We start from the raw sequence: 22383 nt of genomic DNA on the forward strand, positions 1-22383 counted from the left end.
GGGTCATATATCAGAGTTAACCCATGCTGTAATCTAACTGCACTGTTGAAGTTGCTTTTACTGGCTTACCATCAACAAATTTAGGGGCATAGCGCCATTTTTTAAGGACTTTAATACTTTCCCTTTCAAATGCTTTGCCACCTTCAGACATTATCACTTCAGGCTCAGATACAAACCCTTGTTCATCGACAACAAAGCTTAATTGCACCATTCCTTCAGTGCGTCGTGCAGCCATTCGGCTTGGATACTTTGGATTTACACGGTAAATAGGTGTTTGTTGCTGCTCTTGACTCCAAGGCTTCATACTGCCAATGGCTAAGCAATGTTGCGTGGCAAGATCTGATTTTTCTTTTTCACTATACATAGCGACTAAATGGGCATGAGCTGCCAGTTCATATGGGTGCGTATAATCAAGCGCTTGGTATTGATTGATGACTTCCAGTAACTCTACTTCAGCTTTGTCATATTTTTTATTTGCTAGATAAACAGCTGAACTTTCAAACCTTGAGTTCACTAAGACGTTAGAGTCGGCAGGCAGTAATTCACTATATATGTCTTTAGCTTGCAAAATATATTTTCGGACTTGTTTCTTATCGTATTTGGTTTGCACAAGTTTGGAATAACTCGCGGATAGAGTGTGGGCGTAAAGTATTGGTTTGCCACTATCATCGGCAATTTTTCTAGCGTCAGAGAGTAAGTTTTTAGCCAGCTTTAAGTCTTTGGTTTTATCTGCATAGGTTAGAAGAGGGTCAACAAGCTGCACGCTATCTTCACCGAAATGAGTTTTGTATAAGGCCAGAGTGGAGGCAAAATAGGGTTCAGCCTCATCAAATTGATAATTATTTGCGAGTGAAATCGCAAGGTTAAATCCAAGGTTTGCTGTGTCTATACTTGTTTCACCGTATAACACTTTGCCTAAATCAAAAGCTTGTTGGGCTGATTTTGCTGCTTGCTCGGTATCTCCAGCTTCAAAAGCCTCATTGTAAGCTTTGTATGCTTGTTTGAACTCTGATGGGGTTGCAGATAATTGCAGTGGAAGCACTAAACAGCCAATTAAAATCGTTAATCTGCTTAACTTGTAAGTCTTAATACTCATGACAAATCCTTTTGAAAAATAAAGCTATTCTTATCCGTTACATTAGCGAATATTAACCTTTACTCATCTTGATAACAATTTAATTTACTCATTAAGTATTTCTGAGGAAGTGATGTGAGTTTGGCTTTGTTGCGTTAGCTGATATGCACGAAGCTCTGAGTTTACAGGGCTGTTATTAGCAGTCTTTCAATCATGGAAAGTGACTTCATTGGTACTATTGATAATTCAAGGGGGAAGTACTTTGAGTCTAAGTCGTTTAAAATTATATAAAATCAAAAACTTGTTTGAGCGACTACCGTTACAATCTTTAGAGGAAGAAGGCGCAGGCTTTATACTTACTTAACGACTATTTAAGCTGTGCCTTAAACTGGCTAGAAAACAAAAAAACCAATCATTAACATGATTGGTTTTTTATAAATTATTGAATTAGCTTTTGTTAATTAAATGCTTACTTGGCAAGTAGTGCTTTACGCTCTTTTGAAGCTTGAGCTAATTCGCGTAATAACGTCTCTGAATCTTCCCAATGTAGGCAAGCATCAGTAATACTCTGACCATAAGTTAAAGGTTGTCCTTCAACTACTTTTTGATTGCCTTCAATCATAAAGCTTTCAGCCATAATGCCCGCTACAGCAGTACTGCCACTGCGCATTTGCGCCATAATGCTATCTGCAACATTCAATTGGTTCTTGTGTTTCTTCTCGCTATTACCATGGCTGAAATCAACCACAATACGCTGAGTAACACCGACAGTTTCAAGTTGCGAACGAACTGACTCAACATCTTCAGCTGAGTAGTTAGGCTTTTTACCACCGCGCAGAATGATGTGACCGTATGGGTTACCGTGGGTTCGGTATACTGCCATTGCGCCATCTTTATCTGGTGAGTAGAAGATGTGCGGCACTTGCGCTGCGCGTACTGCATCTACAGCGATATTGATGTTGCCATCGGTACCGTTCTTAAACCCTACAGGGCAAGAAAGTGCTGACGCCATTTCACGGTGAATTTGGCTTTCAGTGGTACGAGCACCAATTGCGCCCCAAGTGATTAAGTCAGCAATATATTGACCGTTAACCATGTCTAAAAATTCAGTGGCGATCGGAAGTTTCAACTCTGTGATTTGTTGTAGCAGATGGCGAGCCATTCTTAAGCCTTTATTAGGGCTAAAGCTGCCGTCTAAATCTGGATCAGAAATTAAGCCTTTCCAACCCACAATAGTGCGTGGTTTTTCAAAATAAACACGCATAACAATACATAAGTCTTCTTTAAGCTCATGGTGTAATTTAGAAAGACGCTGAGCATATTCTAGTGCGGCTTCAGTATCATGAATTGAGCAAGGGCCAATGATAACGAGTAAACGTTGATCTTCGCCGGCAATAATGGCTTCAACTTCACGACGCTGCTCTACTAAGTAATCAGCTGCATCTTGGGTTAATGGATATTCAGATGCGAGTTGCGCAGGTGAAATTACCTTACATAAAAGGGAGGTGCGTAGTTCGTCTGTTTTAATTGTCATTCACTTTACCGAGCATGTTTGCGATGAATTAACATCATATTGCTCGTGATTATAACTAATTAGCCAGCGTTAGACACGTCGAAATCGACTAAGATTGGGAACTAAAGCGGTCAAATTGACATAAGTAAGCCGAAAATGTTGGGTTATTAACATTTTCGGCTTATTACAAGTTTGATTCACACCGTTGTAACTTGATGTTTTAGCTTAAAACATATGACGTTTTAGGCCTGTGATATCAAGAATTTTAGCTGAAATTTCTTCCACTGAATGGAAAGTAGTATTAACGAAAGGAATGCGCTCTTTCTTATACATCATTTCGACTTCTTTAACTTCAATGCGGCACTGTCTTAAAGACGAGTAACGGCTGTTCTCCATTCGGCCCTGACGTATTTCATGGAGACGGTTAGGGTCAATGGTTAAACCGAAAAGTTTAGATTTATTGCGTTTTAATGCTTCTGGTAGTTTCAAGTTATCCATATCATCTTCAACGAACGGATAATTGGCTGCTTTAATGCCAAATTGCATCGACAAATACAAGCTTGAAGGCGTCTTACCACAGCGCGAAACCCCTAATAAAATGATGTCGGCTTTATCCATATGTTTCATGGTTTGGCCATCATCGTTCTCCATTGTGTAATTTATCGCTTCTATCCGAGAGTCATAGCCCAAGTTACTTTTACCATGGGTACGATTCATCACTGGCTTCGCTTCTATACCCAATTGTTTTTCTAACGGGCTAACGAAAGTGTTCAAAAAATCATAATCCAAGCCTTCGCTTGAATAAATAATGTCACGGATTTCAGGTTTGACTATTGAATGGAAAAGTATTGGTCTTTCGCCTGTTGTAATAAAACAATCATTAATTTGCTGCTTAACTTTCTCAGCTTTTTGAGTTGTTTCAACAAATGGAATTGTAAGTGCCTCAAATTCAACTGGAAATTGTGAAAGCACAGCATGTCCAAATACTTCTGCAGTGATTGCCGTCCCGTCTGAGATATAGAATACTTTTGGTGCCATTATGACCTCTTGTAGTAATAAAATTACAAATAAAATTATAGATTTACGTCACTTGTGTGGGAGTGTAGAATGCCGCTGCCCTCGTGTGAAGGGGCCATTGAAATAAACTTGTGGAGAGATAACTGTGCAGCAATACATACTCTGGTATCAAGAACTAGGCATGGGTGATGTTAACAAGGTTGGCGGCAAGAATGCGTCACTTGGTGAAATGATCAGTAACCTAGCAAACGCAGGCGTTCAAGTTCCAGGCGGATTTGCTACAACTTCTCATGCGTTTAATGAGTTTCTAGAGCAAAGTGGTGTTAACCAGAAAATTTTCGATATTCTAGCAACACTGGATGTTGATGACGTTAATGAATTAGCGAAAGTTGGTGCACAGATCAGACAGTGGGTTATTGATACCCCATTTCAACCAGAACTAGAAGACGCGATTCGCGAAGCTTACGAGCAACTTTCTAGTGAGACTCAAGAAGCATCATTTGCAGTGCGTTCATCAGCAACAGCTGAAGATATGCCAGATGCATCTTTTGCGGGTCAACAAGAAACTTTCCTAAACGTTAAAGGCTTTGATGCTGTACTACTTGCTATTAAGCACGTTTATGCATCGCTATTTAACGACCGTGCAATTTCTTACCGTGTTCACCAAGGTTACGAGCATCAAGGTGTCGCATTATCTGCTGGCGTACAACGTATGGTACGTTCAGATAAAGCATCATCAGGTGTTATGTTCACCATGGACACTGAATCAGGTAACAACGACGTTGTCTTTATCACTTCATCATTTGGTTTAGGTGAAATGGTAGTACAAGGCGCGGTTAACCCTGATGAATTCTACGTGCACAAACCAATTTTAGCGCAAGGGCATCAAGCCGTTGTGCGCCGTAATATCGGCAGTAAGTTGATTCAGATGGTTTACTCTGACGATGCTTCACATGGTAAACAAGTGAAGATTGAAGATATCCCAGCTGAACAGCGCAGTGTTTTCTCGATTAATGATGAAGAAGTGATGGAACTTGCTAAGCAAGCTTGCATCATCGAAAAGCATTATGGTCGTCCAATGGATATCGAATGGGCTAAAGATGGCAATGACGGTAAGCTTTATATCGTTCAAGCACGTCCTGAAACTGTTCGTAGCCGTGAAGACGTACAGTTAATCGAACGTTACCACTTACAAACTAAGGGTGATGTTGTATGTGAAGGCCGTGCAATTGGTCATAAAATCGGTACAGGTGTGGCTAAAGTGCTTGCATCAATCGAAGATATGGATCAAATCGAGCCAGGTGATGTACTTGTTACTGACATGACTGACCCAGATTGGGAACCAATCATGAAGCGTGCAAGCGCGATTGTGACTAATCGTGGTGGCCGTACTTGTCACGCTGCGATTATCGCTCGTGAGCTAGGTGTTCCAGCTGTTGTAGGTTGTGGCGATGTCACTGACCGTATTAAAAATGGTCAACTAGTGACTGTTTCATGTGCTGAAGGCGATACTGGTTTCATCTACGACGGTAAGCAAGATTTTGAAGTCATCACAAACCGTGTTGATTCATTACCTGAACTACCAATGAAAATCATGATGAACGTGGGTAACCCAGATCGTGCATTTGATTTTGCTCGCCTGCCTAACGAAGGTGTTGGTCTTGCGCGTCTTGAGTTCATCATTAACCGCATGATTGGTATTCACCCTAAAGCATTGCTTGAGTTCAGTTCACAGCCAGCTGAGCTACAACAAGAAATCAACGAGATGATCGCAGGTTATGACTCTCCAGTTGAATACTATGTTGCTCGTCTTGTTGAAGGTATTGCGACTATCGGCAGTGCGTTCTACCCGAAAAAAGTTATCGTACGTATGTCAGACTTTAAGTCTAACGAATACGCTAACCTTGTTGGTGGTGACCGTTACGAGCCAGAAGAAGAAAACCCAATGTTGGGCTTCCGTGGTGCTAGCCGTTATATCTCTGAATCATTCCGCGATTGTTTTGCATTAGAGTGTGAAGCGATTAAACGTGTTCGTAACGACATGGGTCTTAAGAACGTTGAAATCATGATCCCATTCGTACGTACTGTTGATGAAGCAGCTCAAGTTATTGAGTTACTAAAAGAGCAGGGCTTAGAGCGCGGTAAAGATGGTTTACGCGTAATCATGATGTGTGAGCTACCTTCGAACGCATTATTAGCTGACCAATTCTTAGAGCACTTCGATGGTTTCTCTATCGGTTCTAACGATTTAACTCAGTTAACTTTAGGTCTTGACCGTGATTCTGGCATCATCAGCCATTTATTCGATGAGCGTAATGACGCTGTTAAAGCATTATTATCGCTAGCGATTAAAGCTGCGAAAGCGAAAGGTGCATACGTAGGTATTTGTGGCCAAGGCCCATCTGACCACGCTGACTTTGCGCAATGGTTAGTAGAACAAGGTATTGATACCGTATCACTTAACCCTGATACAGTTATCGACACTTGGTTATACCTAGCTGAAGAACATGCTTAATTGCTGATTAAGTTAAGCTAACTTAGTTAGTTTGAAAAAGCCGCTTAAATGCGGCTTTTTTGTGCCTGTAATTTGTGTTTAGCTACTTAAGCGGCAATCTCTAATAGTTAAACATATATAGTGGTTTTATTAAGACATGCTATTTAATGATTTGATGTCAATTGAGATGAATGAATAAAAGGATAGATTCAAATGGCATTAGTTAAACAGGCAATAGCTAAAATTATTACTTGTCAGGTGACTGACAAGAAACAACAGAGTTTTACTCACAGCCAAAGCCTGTGGGGGTTAACTGCATCTTGTGAAGGGTTCATTGGTCAGTTAGGTGGCTGGGTGCAAGGGGAGTGTGAACAAGTTAGTGAGGAACATAATTCGGATAGTCACAATCAAGCCGTTGTGATTGGATTATGGCAATCACAGCAAGATTTAACCGACTTTATGGAATCTACTCATGACGACATCATTGAACAAAACCTGCAACCGTCAACTTTTATAGCATGTCAGGTTAATCGACATCAGCATGTGTTATCCATGAGCTTAAAAGCACTGAATATCCCTGAGATACAACTCATAAGTCTGGTTACTTGCGAAGGTGTAATTGATAAACAAAAATTTGTTGATGAGCAGAAGCAATTTGGGATTCCTGCGTTACAAAAACAACTAGGGTTTGTTGGAGGTGATGTTTGGCAACAAGAAAAAGACTCCAATAAATATCTTGTATTGACATATTGGTCGAGCGAACAAGCTTATGAGGTATATAACTTAGAAACTTTGCCGAATTTAACTCAGTTGCTCAATCAAGAAAACATCACCCAAGTCTCGCCTCAGAATGTCTCGGGTATGAAAGTCTCGCCTCGAAAAATCACCAGTAAAACAGTATTAGTAGAACGTCGATGGGACGTTATAGCGGGATAAAACACGTCTAAATCGAGGTTAGAGGTTAGAGGTTACAGGTTAATAGCCACTCAATATATGATTCATTGTGTATGAGGCATATCAATCGCTTTATAAGCATCGATAATATGCTGCACTTCTTGTTTCCGTCCAATCTGTATTCGTTGGTAATGGCTTAATGTTTTATTGAGGTAACGCTGAGACACACTTTGTTCATTTTCAATGTTATTAAACCAAATTTGCTCTCCGACTTCAGATATTGCATGAGAAGTTTTATGTGTCTTAGGGTTTAATGAGTCTGGTATGCAAGCTGAGCTTGTATAATTAGCAACTAACAGAATTTCATAAAAACGTTTGTTGTCTTCAACCAGACATTCCTGTTTTAAGCTGAAATCGAGCGAAATGAGGTTCTGCCTTAAACTATATTGATGATGAACAGGGCAAAGTAAAAAATCGATATTCAAATTAGCATACTGCTTTTGAATACTATTGATAAATTCATTCATTAAATCACCTCCCACACCTGCCATGATAATCAAATGTTTACCGCAATATTTATCTAAAGGAAGCTTTGCTACATCCATACAGTGAGTAAACCAGTTGGATGGGACAGCAGGATTAAGCTTTGAGCTTGAATCAAGTTTAATTAATTTTTGCTCGAGCTCATTCATTAACTCAGCAACGATATCTACAAAGTGAATATTTGGCGCCGCTTGGCGCGTTAATAAAGCCCCGCCTAGAAAACCATGGTCGCAACAACAATCCCAAATATGATCGTACCCAGATAAGACCATACTATTTATTTGCTGTAATCTTTTACTGAGTTTCATGGGGTATATCCGAGTCTAAGTTGGAGTGTTGACTAAAAAGCGCCGCATTGTAATGGTTTTCAATCTGTGGGTATATGATTTAGTCATAATAGTGATGAATAATCTGCACTATTTACTATAAACTTTTTACCATGAATTTGGATGTTTTGATTTAATGCTTCAACGTCGGAGATTAAATTGAAGAATTACCTGTACTAGATTTAAGTAAGAGGCTTAATCATCGTATTCAAGAAATATGAATCTTACATAATTAACTAATAGCTATTTGTTTTAGTGTCTATATGTTTTAATTGCCTTAAAAACAGACGGTTACCCAAAGGCTCGTTGTGAATGGTTAAGTTGTTATTGTAATTAATGTTTCTAATGAAATTTTTTAACTCAACTACTTAGCGGCTCTTTTTTTGTTTATAATGATCACAAAATTACTATAAACAGAAGTCGAATATGCTACCGTTGCTATCTCATCATCAAACATTAGAACCTATTTATTTAAGCTTTCTAGATGCGCTTGAAGCGTCATCGTTTGCTGGTGAAATTGACAAGCGCTATAGCGCGCGACTGATCCAAGCAACCGACAATTCTGTTTATCAATTCTTGCCACAAGCGGTTATTTACCCGTTCAATCAAACTGACGTCGAGTTAGTATTAACTCTGGCATCAGATCCTAAGTATAAGCAAGTGACTTTTAGTGCTCGTGGCGGCGGAACGGGAACCAATGGTCAATCATTGACTCATGGATTAATTCTCGATGTTTCTAGGCATATGAATCAAGTGCTAGAAGTTAATGCTGAAGAAGGCTGGGTAAGAGTACAAGCCGGTGTGGTTAAAGACGCGCTAAATGATGCACTGCGTCCTCATGGATTCTTTTTTAGTCCTGATCTATCAACGTCAAACCGTGCAACTGTGGGCGGCATGATTAACACCGATGCCTCAGGTGCGGGCTCGCTCGTTTACGGTAAAACCTCTGATCATGTTTTGGGATTAACTAGCGTGTTGGTTGACGGTAGTGTGCTATCAACATCTCCAATGGACGCTGATATAGCATTGGGGAAAGAGGAAGTTACAACAGAGCAAGCTGGTGAACATCCTTTTGCACAAAATATCATTAATCAAATTGCTAACCGTTGTCATGAGAAACGTGAATTGATCGTTAAGCAGTTTCCGGCATTAAACCGATTTTTAACAGGCTATGATCTTCGCCATGTATGGAATGACGGGCTAACTCAATTTGATTTATCACGGATTTTAGCTGGCTCTGAAGGCACCTTAGCGGTTCTAACAGAGGCTAAACTGAATATCACGCCGCTACCAAATACGCGGATGATGCTGAATATTAAATATGACTCATTCGAGTCTGCATTACGTCATGCTCCATCGTTGGTGGCCGCTAGTGCCACAGTGGTTGAAACCATAGACTCAAAAGTACTAAACCTTGCCCGTGAAGACATTATTTGGCATTCAGTTTCACACCTCATTGAAGCTGTGCCTAATAAAGTCATTGAAGGGCTTAATATGGTTGAGTTTGCAGGTGATGAAGAAGACGTTAAGGCGCGCATTAGTAGACTTGAAGCGGTGCTAGCGAGTCAACTTGCCAACGAAGAAGCCGGCGTAGTGGGTTATCAGCTCACCTCTGACAAGCCAAGTATTAATAAAATCTACGCTATGCGTAAAAAAGCGGTTGGTTTATTAGGCGCGACTAAAGGTCGCCGGAAACCGTTAGCCTTTGCTGAAGATACAGCCGTGCCACCTGAGAATTTAGCTGATTTCATTATGGAGTTTCGCGACTTGCTTGATGGTCATCAATTGCAATATGGCATGTTTGGCCACGTTGATGCAGGTGTATTACATGTGCGCCCAGCACTGGACATGTGTGATGAAGCGGATGAGAAATTATTAAAAGTTATTTCTGATCAAGTTGCTGAGTTAACCCTTAAATATGGCGGTTTGATGTGGGGCGAACACGGTAAAGGCGTGCGCGGTGAATATGGCCCTGCGGTATTTGGTGACGAGCTTTATAGTGAACTTGAAGTCGTGAAAGGCTTATTCGACCCTGATAATCGCCTAAATCCAGGTAAATTAGTGTCGCCAAAAGATCATGGTCCAATGATGTTTAATGTCGATAGCGTTAAACGCGGCAAGTTCGATAGGCAAATTCCAGTGCAAGTCCGTGATGCTTTCCCTGATGTGATGAACTGTAATGGTAATGGGGTGTGCTTTAATTACAGCAGTTATTCGTTTATGTGTCCGTCATTTAAAGCTACGGGCGATCGTATTCATTCTCCTAAAGGTCGCAGCGGCTTAATGCGAGAATGGTTGCGTTTATTGGAAGCTGAAGGGGTCGATGTTGATGCACTCGCAAAGTCTAAACCATTAAGTATTATGCAGCGCGCCCAAAACACAATTAACAGCACACGTGATTATGATTACTCCCATGAAGTGATGGAGTCACTAAAAGGTTGTTTGGCGTGTAAAGCGTGTTCGGGTCAATGCCCAGTCAAAGTAGATGTCCCCAAGTTTAGAGCGCAGTTCTTTAATATCTATTACAAACGTTATATGCGACCAGCGAAGGACTACTTGGTTGCGGGGATCGAAGATATGTTACCTATGATGGCTGCAATGCCAAAAGTGACAAATCTAGCCTCACAAAATAAGCTAAGCCAATGGGTGATTAAAAAATCAATCGGGTATGTGGATGCACCGGCTTTGTCAGTACCAACATTAAAGCAGCGCCTAGATGGTCATGAAAGTCGTGGTTATGATTTAGAAGCATTACAAAGCATTCCTGTATCTGAACGAGCAAACTATGTATTAGTGGTACAAGATCCATTTAATAGTTTTTATGATGCAGAACTTGTGTATCGCTTTATTCAATTAATTAAAGAAATGGGTCTTAAGCCTGTGTTATTACCGTTTAAACCGAACGGTAAACCTACCCACATTAAAGGGTTTTTAGACAAGTTTGCCAAAACTGCTCAATCGAGTGCAGATTTCTTGAATCAGGTTCATGCTTTGAATATGCCGATGGTGGGCTTAGATCCTGCGTTAGTCTTGTGTTACCGCGACGAATACCAAGAAGTGTTAGGGGATAAGCGCGGTAATTTTGAAGTATTACTGGCTAATGAATGGCTAACTGATGCGGTTAAGGCAATGCCTCAACTTACTAAAACTGAGCAAAAGTTCAGTTGGTTTAGTCACTGTACAGAATCTACTGCAAAACCTGCAACGCCAGCAGAATGGAAAAATGTGTTTAGTCATTTTGGCGCAGAGTTTGATGTGATTAATGTCGGCTGTTGCGGAATGGCAGGTACTTACGGCCATGAACAAGATAACCTCGCTCGTTCAACAAAATTATTTGCCATGTCATGGCAACCAACACTTGATTGTATCGATGACAAAACCCAAATATTGGTTTCAGGCTATTCATGTCGAAGCCAAGTGAAACGTTTTGCAGGCTTTAAACCAAAGCACCCAATTGAGGCCTTGTTGCAATTGATGGTACAAGCGAATAAAACCCATGGCTGAGCCGATTAATATTGCCAAGCAATTAGGGCAACTTTCAACTAAGCACTCCGATAACAATGGTGTCGAGCTATGTAGTGAAACGCCTATGTTAGAAATTAACGGTGAGGGTGAATGGTTTTATCTAAACAGTCCGCTGCCTGCCAAGTTTGCCAAGCTGTTTTCTAGTGTGCTGAATTGCATTGATGGGGAATTTTTTTTAATAACACCCGTTGAAAAAGTCAAAGTGCTCGTTAAACGACATGCGATAGTACTGGTAGATTACGAAGCAAATGAAAATGGATTAACATTCATTAGCAGTATTGGTACTGAGCATGCTATAGCTAATACTTCAGCGGTGAATTTATTGGAAGATGCCATTGAAATTCAAATTGAGAGAGGCGTTATAGCTGGTTTAGGGCGTGCGTGCTACTACCGATATATTAATCAATTTGTAACAGACTGACTAAAACAGCGGTCTCATACGTACCATGTTTTAGAATTAGTGCCAGTATTAACAGTCAGTATTCAGTGAAAACTTGTTTATATGATAGTAATCTAAAGTACAACTCAACAGTCGTATTCTTAGCTTGATTCGTCTACTGACCAGTAGCTAAGATTTGATGAGCATGTAGGAGCGCGTTATGAAACGTTACGAAAGTCTTTATTATCAAGTATCTCATCTCAACATCACGCTTCAAAACGAGCTTGATGAACGCCTTAAACGCTATGAACTCGACGTTAAGCTCTGGCCGGTTTTATTTTCCTTATGGCAAGAGGAAGGCATCAGTCAAACAGAGCTATCTAAGCTTTGTGATGTCGCCAATTACACTATGACTCGTCTGTTAGACCAGCTTCAGGTTCAAGGCTATATTACCCGTCATCAGGAGTCTGATAATCGCCGTGCTTTTCAAATTTTCTTAACCGATGCGGGTAAAGCTTTAGAACAAGATTTAATCCATGAAGCGCAGTGGGTAAATGAAAAGTGCCTTGAAGCCCTTGATGAACAAGAGCAACAAACACTATTGCAATTATTGAATAAAATTAATCAATAAATAGGGCGCATGGGAATTTCTTTTAGTTTAAATTTTTTTAAAACATTATTCTATAAAGGCCGTTAATGACATCATTAACGGCCTTTTTCTTAACCCTTATGCAGATAATTCTTCATGTTTATGTACAAGGTTAAATTCAGCTAATACTGCGTATGCGCTCGGGATTATAAACAGTACCAATAGGGTAGATGTGAAAATACCAAACACAATTGAGATAACAATCGGCTTAACCACTTGTGCTTGAAGTGATGTTTCCATTAATAGTGGCAATAAACCGGCTGCAGTGGTTAGAGAGGTTAGGAATACCGCTCTGAATCTATCTCGGCTAGCTTTAACCACAGCTTCTTGAATGTTATCGCCAATATCCACATGGTGGCGGATATATTGCACCAACAAGATGGAGTCATTGACCACAATACCTGCAAGAGATACAAAACCTAATATCGATGGCATAGATAAACTATGTCCCGTTAACAGGTGTCCCCAGAATACTCCGATTAATGCGAGCGGAATAGCTAGCATAACCACGAAAGGTTCTAAGTAACTTCTGAATTGGAAGCTCAATATCGCGAATAAACCAAATAAGCCGATGACAAAACCTTGCATAAAGGAAGCGCCAGTTTTGGCTGTTTCTTTGGCTGCACCTTCATAATCAACTTTTAGGCCTGGGTATTTTTCACGTAATTCGTGGGCGAATTCATTTCTGACTTTACCAAGGATTTCACTACCATTTGCTTTAGTGTTGTCAATATCAGCCATAACGGTGACGGTTCGCTGGCTTTCGATACGCTGAATACGCACATAAGAGCGTTCGTAGTTTAACGTAGCGACTGCATTTAATGGCAGCTGTGTACCATCACCTAGCATGATTGGGAAGTTAGCTAACGCCTGTAAATCGCCAGCTTGTTGTTTATTGAGCCGTACTTGGATTTCAATGTTTTCAGGTCCAGCTTGAACATCATCCGCGGTTTGACCAAAGTAAGCCGCGCGTAGTTGAGATGCGATCATCTCACCATCAACACCATAGTTTTCGGCGCCATCACGTAGTTTGACTAACACTTCTTCTTTACCTGGGCGCATGTCATCTAAAATACCATTTACCCCAGAGAACTGACTTAAATATGACTGTAAATCAACCGAGGCCATTTTGAGTAAATCTAGATCATCGTGTTGTAATCTCACTTCTACATCGCGCCCAGCAGGCCCCATGCTAGGTTGTTTAAATACTAACGACAATGGCTCAGCAATATCACCACTTTCAATGCGCCAATCTTGAATGAAATTGTCGATTAAGGTACTTCGAGTTTCCGCTGACAATAAATCTAAACGAACGGTAGCAACGTGTGGGCCTGATTCGCCCGCATCGGCGTTCATATTATATTGCTCGGTGATGAAACGGATAAGATCAGAATCTTCTTGGTTTTCTTGTGTATATCGTGCGCCGACTTTATTGGCACTGGCAACTAACTGAGCAACGACTTGTCTCGTTTGATCCAGTGTTGAACCCGGAGGCAAAATGATGCGCGCTTCAGCAATGTCACCATCAAGTTCAGGGAAACCAACAAATTTAACGGCGCCGCCAGCCACGAGTGCTATTGAAACAAATAGCAATCCTAAGGTTGCACCAAGGCTTGCATAACGCCATTTAACAACAAAGGTAACAGCTTCGACTAAGGTATTATTTCGAAAATGTTCAAACTTTTCTAAAAATACTCTTTTAAACTTAAGTGGCGGTTTGTCTTGCTTGTTGGATTTAAGTGAGTGGCTTAAATGATTCGGCAAAATTAAAAATGCTTCAATCAAGCTGATACTTAAAACCATAATGAGCACTAGCGGGACCACGGACAATACATCACCCATTTGACCATCTAACCAGAGCAAACTACCGAAAATAAATACTGTGGTTAAAAAGGATGAGAATACCCCAGGAGCCACTTTTTTAACCCCTTGGGAGACCGCATCGTTTATGGGCAAGCCTTTTTCTACATGAGCAGCGACTGACTCTGCAATTACAATCGCATCATCCATCATGATGCCAATGGCCATTAATAGACCCACAAGGCTCATAATATTAATCGAGACGCCAAAGACCCACATTAGGAACAAGCCGCCCATAAAGGCCACTGGTAGCCCCGCAGATACCCAAAACGAATATCGAATTGAGAAAAATAGCCACATTGAAAAGAACACTAAGATGATGCCTTGCCAACCATTTTTCAGTAGCATGGATAATCTGTCTTGCAGCAATGAAGACATGTCATTTGTCAGTGTCAGCGTGACGCCATCAGGGGCGACAAGTTGCTCTTGTGCAACAAATTCAGTGACTCGCTCTTTAATACGCAGGGCATCATCGGCTTTGTTTTTTTGAACTTTTAATACCGCAGCAGCTTTACCATTAAAGATGGTATGTTCTTCTTCAAGTTCGAATAGATCTTCAATTTTAGCAATATCTCGCAGGCGAACGACACCGCCCTCAGGATTGGATGAGACAATGATCTTGCCTAGATTTTCAGGAGTAATACGGCGTTCATCAAAGCGGATAAGCAGGTTTTTATCTGATAATTCAACACTTCCCGCTGGCATTTGCACGTTTTGGCGGCCGACTTTATCCGCCACTTCAGCAACCGTTAACCCTAAGCGTCTTATATCTGCTTCGTTTAATTCGACCCGAATTTGGTGGTCAGAAAAACCTGAAACTGTCACCAAATTAACGCCAGCATCAATCTTTAAGCGACGTTTCAAATCTTCAGCATAAGATTTTAAGTGCGGTAAACTGGCGTCAGCTGCAATCGCAATATCAACAACAGGCTCAGCCCAGTCGAGCTCTTTAACCGTTGGTGGGTCGATTTGTGATGGAAAATCTTTAATGGCATTAATTTCAGTTTGAATATCCACCAAACTGCGCCCCATATCAGCATCGCCTGTGAGCTTTACTGTGAGTGATGCAAAACCTTCTTGGGCGTCACATTTGGTTTCTTCAATATCACTTAAACCATCAATGGCATCTTCCATACGAAGACATAAACTTTCTTCTACTTCTGCAGGTGAGGCGCCAGGGTAAACCACACTGGCAATAATGTAAGGGGGACTAAACTCTGGAAAGGTTTCCCGTTTAATCTTGCCAATACTGCTAAGGCCCACCACAAAAAACGCCAGCATCATCAAGTTAGCAATAGTGGGATGACGAGTGAAAAAATTAATCACTAGTTAGACTCCTTTTCACTTTGCTCATCTGCTTGCTCTGCAACTTTTAAACTCATGCCTGCTATGGCAGGAATAAGATCATTAGTGACAATGCGATCGCCTTGAGCTAATGCTTCGCCATCTAACTGGCCATTACCATCTAATGGAGTACTAATAGCAACGCCGTGTTCACTGCGATACACCACGTTTACTTTTTTGATTTGCAGTTTATCTTCAGCGTCCATGACATACACTTGTTCTCCATGGAGGGCTTTTTCAGGAATGATAAATTGTCTTGATTCGTAGCCATGGATATAAGCGGTGACAAACATACCATTTGTTAGAGGAGGGCGTTTAACCAAATCCATCTCGTTAAAATCTTGTTCGACTTCAAGGTAGAAACCGATAGTGGCCTGATCTGGATTAATGGTATCAGCAATACGGGTTAATTTTGCCTGCCATTGATGATGTTTTTTACCCATACTAATTTCAACATGGGAGTCAAAGTTTACCTTCTCAATCGAAGGGAGTGAGGCTGTATCGCGTGGGATACCTGAGATACTGCTAATTAAGGTTTCGGCATCTTGCAGTGACAGCTCTGCTTTGATCTCGACTGCGCCAAGTTGGTGGGCTTCGAACAATACAGAACCATTAGTAACCGCTTGGGCACGTTCAATGTTTACTTCAGCAATTCGTGCATCAAAGGGTAAAGTAAAACGCGTATTGTTTAACTGACGCTGAGCATCATTAAATAGTGCTTGGTTAACTTTGACCTGTGCTTGAGTCACTTTTCTATCATCGGGTAATAGACTCAAACTGCTATTTAAATCTTGTACTAAGTTACGCTGTGCAAGCAGGGCTTGTTTTTGGGATTCTAGTTCGGATTTCGAGATTAGGTTTTTAACATTAAGCGCTTGCTTACGCTGATACTCTTGGTCAACCAAAGTGAGTTTTTGTTGTTCTATCTCCAAACTGGTTTCTAGGTTAACTTCTTTTTGATTTAATTGAATTAACTGCGCTTCGCTGGCATTTACATTAGCTTCAGCTTGGGCAAGTTTTAGTTCGTATTCTAAAGGATCAATGGCGAGCACTAGGGTATTGGCTTTAATCAAGCGGCCCGTTTCCAGTTCAGGGTGGCGATAGATAATTTTACCGCCTACTTCTGCAATACCTTGCCAGCTGTGTTTAGGGGCAACTCGACCATAGGCTTTAATCACTGGCATGCTTAGCTGTTTATCTAGGCTTATCACTTCCACTAAACGTGACTTATCGTGACCTGCTTCTAGTTCAGGAGATGAGCGCAAAGCAATTGCGGCAAATAAAATAATGAATCCGGCTGCGATTCCGGGAAATACGTAGCGTCTTTTTAAGCTGGTCATGTTTAGCGGTCCTGGCTTGGTAGTGTGTCATCGGCAATAAGCCCATGATGTAAAAGTTGAGCGTTGTGTTTAGCAAGTTTTTGCATAAACTCTGGAGATGTTTTAATGCCGACAGCATTTTTCAATAAATCTGGCATTAAAAACGGAAATATGAGTAAGCTGATAAAGCTCATTTTGGCGCACATAATATCGACATCTGCTTTTAACAGGTTGGCGTCTTGCATTTGTTCAATAATGGCAAAACGTGGCGCTGGCATTAATGCTAATAACCTTGCTTGTAATTCTCGATTACTTTGGGAATCTGGCAGACTTGCTGTACGGTAAATCAACTTTGGAAAATCTGGATTTTGACTCATTAAGGTGTAATAAGTACTGAGAATATCCTCAGCAGAATTCGAGATGAACTCTTTGTTAGTCTGATATATTTTCTCAGTTATAGGCGCGAGGGTTTCTTTTAGCATTTCACTAAATAGGCCAATTTTCGACTGGAAATAATAACGGATTAAACTGGCATCCACATTGGCCTGTTGCGCAATAGCACGCACTGAGACTTTCTCGTAATCATTTTCAACAAACAAGACTCTTGCAGCATCAATTAATGCACTTCGGTTATCCACTTGGGTTAACGGTCTTCCTGCGGTTTTTTTTAATCTAGGCATCAGCGAGCAGTTTTTTGAATAATTCTTCAAGTGTAGAATATAGTATGCCAAGCAGCGCAGAATACTTAGTAAAATAATTCATCAATATTCATCATTTGATGAATTGTTGATGGTTATCAAGCTTAAGTCACACTTTAGAAACTGTCCTTGGCTTAAATTACAGGTAATAAAAAGGCTAGCATAATGCTAGCCTTATGGTTTTTAATCGAAGCTAAAGGTTATGAGACCGAAAGGTTCAAACCTAAACCTTATAAACGCAGTTTACAAAGCTGTAGTTAAGATTTCTCGGCTGATGGCTAAATCAATATCACCATGCTCACCCAGTTTGGTCATGCCGTGTTTCTCAAGTGCATTTACTAGCACATCTACTTGATCTGCACCCATATCAATATCGCTCAAGCGAGTTGGAACTTGCATTAACTTGAAGAAGTTCTCAGTGGCGATAATGGCTTGATCGATTTTCTCTTCATCAGAACCAGAAGTGATGTTAAATACACGCTCTGCATATTGTACAAGTTTTGCGTGTTTTTGCTCACGGCGAACTTTCATTACCGCAGGTAATACGATTGATAAAGTGCGTGCATGATCGATTCCATGACTTGCCGTTAGTTCATGACCAATCATATGAGTTGACCAATCCTGAGGGACACCAGCACCAATTAGACCGTTTAACGCCATTGTCGCAGACCACATAATATTGGCCCGAACTTCTAAATCTTGTTTAGATTCTGCGGCTAATGCTTTAGGTCCTTCTTCAATAAGGGTTTGCAGTAGACCTTCACTGAATCTGTCTTGTACTTTACCGTTTACGCTGTAAGTTAAGTACTGCTCCATAATGTGGATGTAGGCGTCAATAACGCCATTACCTATTTGGCGATCAGATAATGATAGGGTTACGGTAGGATCTAAAACTGCAAATAGTGGGCGCAGTAATGGGCTACCAAAAGGTAATTTATTACCATTACGAGTAATAACAGAGCCGCCGTTTGATTCAGAACCTGTTGCTGGAAGCGTTAATACAGCGCCAATTGGCAGTGCGTCATTAACGCTTGCACCTTTTGCTACCATATCCCAAGGATCTTGACCTTCAAATTTAGCTGCTGCAGCAATGAACTTAACGCCATCAACAACCGAGCCACCGCCCACAGCGAGTAAGTAATCAATATTTTCAGCTTCAATGATTGCTTGTGCTTTCATTAGGGTGTCGTACTGCGGGTTAGGCTCTACACCAGAAAATTCAAACCAAGTGTGTTCTTTAAGTGCATCAGTCACTTGTTGGTAGACACCATTTGACTTGATTGAACCACCGCCGTAAATCATGAGTACTCGCGCATCAGCTGGGATTTCATTGCTAATGCTACTTATTTGGTTTTCGCCAAAAAGAATTTTTGTATTGTTTTGAAATGAAAAATTAAGCATGAGATTGTCCTAATACAATATTATTTATTACGCGTTTATGTGTGAAGCTAGCTTTTGCGCTGTCAGTGAAGAACTTGCTGGATTCTGCCCTGTGATGACTAAGCCATCTTGAACTGAAAATGCATGCCAGTCAGCGACTTTTTGATAATCTGCATCACGTTTTTGTAATTCATCTTCAAGCAGAAAAGGTACAACATCTGTTAATTGCACAGCATCTTCTTCAGTATTACTAAAACCAGTTACCGCTTTGTCTTTTACTAAGTAGCTACCATCGTTGTTTTTAGCATTTAACAATGCTGCACTTGCATGACAAACAGCTGAAACTGGTTTGTTTTGCTTGATAAACTGCTCGATTAATTCAATAGAATTTGGGTTATCTGTTAAATCCCATAATGGACCGTGACCACCTGGATAGAAAACGCCGTCGTAATCGTCAGCGTTAACATCAGATAACACAAGCGTAGTAGCAAGATGTGCTTGAGCGTCTTTATCATTATCAAATCGACGGGTGTCATCAGTTTGAAAGTCTGCTAGCTCACTACTTGGATCAATCGGTGGTTGACCGCCAGCAGGTGAAGCTAAAGTGATATCAAATCCAGCATCTTTAAATACAAAATATGGCGCGGCAAACTCTTCAATCCAAAAACCTGTTTTATTGCCTGTGTGACCTAATTGGTCGTGTGAAGTAAGCACCATTAATACTTTTTTGGCGATAACGTTTGTCATATGAATTCCTTGTTTGCTGCTGATATTAAGCCATAAACACTTGTTGGCTTATTAAATAATGAACTCAGTATAGAAACCTGAATTAAATCTGACAATGCAGACTTTATTGACTTCATTGTTTAAATTATTGATACAATGATGTGATTGAGTTATTTTTAATGCTGGTTTGAGTTTGAGTTTGAGTTTGAGTTTGAGTTTGAGTTTGAGTTTGAGTTTGAGTTTGAGTTTTAGTATGGAGACTAGAGTCGATAATGAATGTATCTTTTGAGCAATTAAAAAGTATGGTGGTGTTTTCACAAGTGGTTGAGCAAGGCAGCTTAAGCGGCGCAGCTAAGCATATTGGCCTGTCTCGAGCAGTTGTAAGTTACCATCTAAAAAAATTAGAAGAACATTTACAAGTTAAATTGCTCAATCGCTCAACTCGCAGTATTAGTCTTACTGAAGAAGGACAAGCTTATTATCAATCCTGTAAAGTTATTGCCGAGCAAGCTTATTCCGCTAATCAGCAAATTGAGAATATGAAAAGCGAGCCAATGGGCTTAATCAAATTAACTTGTCCAGTTAATGCAGGGCTTGAAACTATAGTGCCAGCTCTAAACGAATTTAAGCTGTTGTACCCTAAAATTGAACTGGACGTGATGTTGACCGATGAAGTGGTCAACATTATTAATCAGGGGATAGATATCGCTATTCGTGGGGCGCCATTAGTGGATTCAAGTTTGCAAGCCACTAAGTTGTCGGTAATGAAAACGTGTTTGTGTGGCGCTCCTGCTTATTTTGAAAAGCAGGGCAGACCTCAAACTCCAGGTGAGTTAAGTTCCCATGATTGGGTGGTATACAAGCCTTTAAAACGAGTATTGGAGCTTAAAAAAGGCTCACGTTCATTTAGTATAGAAATGAAAGGAAGCATTACCACAAACAATGCTTCTGCTAGAACCGCATTTGTCGAAGGCGGTCATGGCATCGGCCGAATACCTACTTATGATGCTTGGCCAAAGGTGAAGCAAGGCACATTAGAAATAGTACTAGATGACTACCAATTGTCTGATATTAATATTTATGCAGTATTTCCGCCAGGCGCAGCAGATTCCAAAAAGGTGCGTTTACTCATTGACTTCTTAAAAGAATATTTTAACCGAAAGGTAAATAGTATTGGGCTTACTTAAGCGTTTTTACACCTTGTGTTTTATGCCTATAGACTGCCGATAGGAGAGTATTTCAGCCATTGTAATGATCAGACCATAACAACCTATAAAAAAACACCATCCAGCACATATCAATACATAATTATCGTATGGATAGCCTTGGTGTAATGTGTGAGCACGAAACCCAAGCATGACTGAATACCAGAAATAAGCTGACATAACGATAGCGGTACAACTGAGCACAAGTATTAAAATTGTAGATGCTTTCACGTGATGAAATTTTGCTGCACATTTAAACTGAGGTTGCTTTTTACAATTGTCAGTATAAGGGGATGCGCACTTACAACTTACTGAAAGTTCAGTGATCTCTGTTTGGCAACGAGTGCAGGTTACTTTCCCTTGACTTATTCTAGTCATTATTTAGGTACCACAATACCTTAGAAATAATTACTTAATTGTTATTTTCATTTTGTGATTTTACCGAATGTTGCAATTATTTCTTTGCATTAAATCAATAAATCCAAATGTAGTTTTGTAAATTGTAAAAATTTACAATTAATTTTTCGAGTTATTTCATTAGTCTACCGATTGATATTTCATTGGGGGTTAAAATAAAAAGTACAAATATAAAATATTATGAAATTTTTTTATTTATTCATTGGTCTTTTAAATTGTGTAGTGTGAAATAATTTTATACGGAATAATTTAATTAAGAACGGAGTTTAACATGAAGACTAAATTAACATTATCTGCTGCCTTTGGCTTACTGCTAACCAGTTTTACTGCGCAATCTTCTAGCATAACCTTCCATGATGATCTTGATGTAGATAGCGTCAATGGTGTTGTTGTCGAGTTTCAACGTGAAGTAGACCTCGTTGCCGGTGAGCAACTTATTGAGGTGAGCTATAGCGACTTGTTTCAGGATAACGCAGATGATTCAGGACATTGGGTAAAGTCAAAGCCGCTATATTTAAAACTAGATGTTGCAGGCACTGAAAAGTATCACCTTGAATTACCAGAGTTATATTCAGCAGACGATGCAAAAGACTTTTTGCAAAATCCTGTTTTATCATTATCTATTGATGGTCAAGCTCATGATGTAACACTATTAAGCCAATCTCAATTGTTTACATTGATATTATTAAATAAATAATTTGAAATTAACTTTAGTTTTTATGCTCAATAGAGTGTTATATATTTAAATTAAATAAACATATAACTATTCAATATATTAAATTAGCTTAAGACCGGTAAAGAATAATGTATGGGTATCATCCTAGGGAAAACGCTGCTTAAATGATGTTAAGTGGCGTTTTTGTATACATTAATTTTACATTTAATAGAGACATAATTCGTTATGAATCAATTTGCTATTGATAGTCCCGAAATCAACGCTAAAGCACTATAATTGACGATTGTAACTTGCGTTCCCTTGTTAGGATCCTTATTATCGCGATCCCAAAATGAAAAAGGCA

16 protein-coding genes are annotated in these 22383 nt (G+C 40.1%); 7 read left to right on the top strand and 9 right to left on the bottom strand.

The genetic code is table 11. From position 1 onward, the window contains the following. Positions 1-16: 16 nt before the first annotated feature. The 3 genes from L2735_RS14285 to ppsR form a co-directional block, all read right to left on the bottom strand. On the bottom strand, positions 17-1096 hold the full coding sequence (locus tag L2735_RS14285) for a TonB family protein (protein ID WP_248985355.1): 1080 nt from the start codon (positions 1094-1096) through the stop codon (positions 17-19). Positions 1097-1544: 448 nt separating this feature from the next. After that, positions 1545-2609, bottom strand: a complete 1065-nt coding sequence (locus tag L2735_RS14290) for a 3-deoxy-7-phosphoheptulonate synthase (RefSeq protein WP_248985356.1) — start codon at positions 2607-2609, stop codon at positions 1545-1547. Positions 2610-2813: 204 nt separating this feature from the next. Beyond that, positions 2814-3626, bottom strand: coding sequence for a posphoenolpyruvate synthetase regulatory kinase/phosphorylase PpsR (ppsR, locus tag L2735_RS14295; protein WP_248985357.1), 813 nt, complete (start codon positions 3624-3626; stop codon positions 2814-2816). A 124-nt stretch (positions 3627-3750) separates the two neighbouring features. On the opposite strand from ppsR, the gene ppsA reads away from it, so the two are divergent. Both ppsA and L2735_RS14305 read left to right on the top strand, forming a co-directional pair. Next, complete coding sequence (gene ppsA / locus L2735_RS14300; RefSeq protein WP_248985358.1) at positions 3751-6120, top strand: phosphoenolpyruvate synthase; 2370 nt, start codon at positions 3751-3753, stop codon at positions 6118-6120. 192 nt (positions 6121-6312) lie between these two features. Beyond that, positions 6313-7035, top strand: a complete 723-nt coding sequence (locus L2735_RS14305; protein ID WP_248985359.1) for a DUF4937 domain-containing protein — start codon at positions 6313-6315, stop codon at positions 7033-7035. 62 nt (positions 7036-7097) lie between these two features. On the opposite strand, the gene L2735_RS14310 is transcribed toward L2735_RS14305, so the two are convergent. Beyond that, positions 7098-7844, bottom strand: a complete 747-nt coding sequence (locus tag L2735_RS14310; RefSeq protein ID WP_248985360.1) for a tRNA (adenine(22)-N(1))-methyltransferase — start codon at positions 7842-7844, stop codon at positions 7098-7100. A gap of 444 nt (positions 7845-8288) precedes the next feature. Here L2735_RS14310 and ydiJ point away from each other — a divergent pair, with 444 nt between their 5' ends. The 3 genes from ydiJ (at position 8289) to L2735_RS14325 (ending at position 12397) form a co-directional block, all read left to right on the top strand. Further along, a complete protein-coding gene (gene ydiJ / locus L2735_RS14315; RefSeq protein ID WP_248985361.1) occupies positions 8289-11366 on the top strand; it encodes a D-2-hydroxyglutarate dehydrogenase YdiJ in 3078 nt (1025 codons plus the stop codon). After that, positions 11359-11808 (top strand): DUF1285 domain-containing protein, encoded by a 450-nt coding sequence (locus tag L2735_RS14320; protein ID WP_248985362.1) that lies wholly within the window; start codon positions 11359-11361, stop codon positions 11806-11808. The genes ydiJ and L2735_RS14320 overlap by 8 nt, the downstream gene beginning before the upstream one ends. A gap of 178 nt (positions 11809-11986) precedes the next feature. Beyond that, a complete protein-coding gene (locus L2735_RS14325; RefSeq protein ID WP_248985363.1) occupies positions 11987-12397 on the top strand; it encodes a MarR family winged helix-turn-helix transcriptional regulator in 411 nt (136 codons plus the stop codon). 96 nt (positions 12398-12493) lie between these two features. Here the strand turns inward: L2735_RS14325 and L2735_RS14330 are convergent, their stop codons facing one another. From L2735_RS14330 to L2735_RS14350, 5 genes are all read right to left on the bottom strand, one after another. After that, complete coding sequence (locus L2735_RS14330) at positions 12494-15601, bottom strand: efflux RND transporter permease subunit (RefSeq protein WP_248985364.1); 3108 nt, start codon at positions 15599-15601, stop codon at positions 12494-12496. Further along, complete coding sequence (locus L2735_RS14335; RefSeq protein ID WP_248985365.1) at positions 15601-16959, bottom strand: efflux RND transporter periplasmic adaptor subunit; 1359 nt, start codon at positions 16957-16959, stop codon at positions 15601-15603. The genes L2735_RS14330 and L2735_RS14335 overlap by 1 nt, the downstream gene beginning before the upstream one ends. A 2-nt stretch (positions 16960-16961) precedes the next feature. Further along, a complete protein-coding gene (locus tag L2735_RS14340; RefSeq protein ID WP_248985366.1) occupies positions 16962-17618 on the bottom strand; it encodes a TetR family transcriptional regulator in 657 nt (218 codons plus the stop codon). 261 nt (positions 17619-17879) lie between these two features. After that, entirely contained in the window at positions 17880-19037 is a 1158-nt protein-coding gene (locus L2735_RS14345) for an iron-containing alcohol dehydrogenase (protein ID WP_248985367.1), read from the bottom strand. A 27-nt stretch (positions 19038-19064) separates the two neighbouring features. After that, positions 19065-19763, bottom strand: a complete 699-nt coding sequence (locus tag L2735_RS14350; protein ID WP_283104650.1) for a type 1 glutamine amidotransferase domain-containing protein — start codon at positions 19761-19763, stop codon at positions 19065-19067. A gap of 251 nt (positions 19764-20014) precedes the next feature. Here L2735_RS14350 and L2735_RS14355 point away from each other — a divergent pair, with 251 nt between their 5' ends. Then, positions 20015-20929 carry a LysR family transcriptional regulator gene (locus tag L2735_RS14355; RefSeq protein ID WP_248985368.1) on the top strand — a complete coding sequence of 305 codons (915 nt, stop codon included), beginning with the start codon at positions 20015-20017 and terminating at the stop codon, positions 20927-20929. 706 nt (positions 20930-21635) lie between these two features. Continuing rightward, positions 21636-22061, top strand: a complete 426-nt coding sequence (locus L2735_RS14360) for a DUF2057 family protein (RefSeq protein ID WP_248985369.1) — start codon at positions 21636-21638, stop codon at positions 22059-22061. The last annotated feature ends 322 nt before the right edge of the window (positions 22062-22383 follow it).

This window comes from Shewanella olleyana (assembly GCF_023283825.1).
Taxonomy (GTDB): Bacteria; Pseudomonadota; Gammaproteobacteria; order Enterobacterales; family Shewanellaceae; genus Shewanella; species Shewanella olleyana.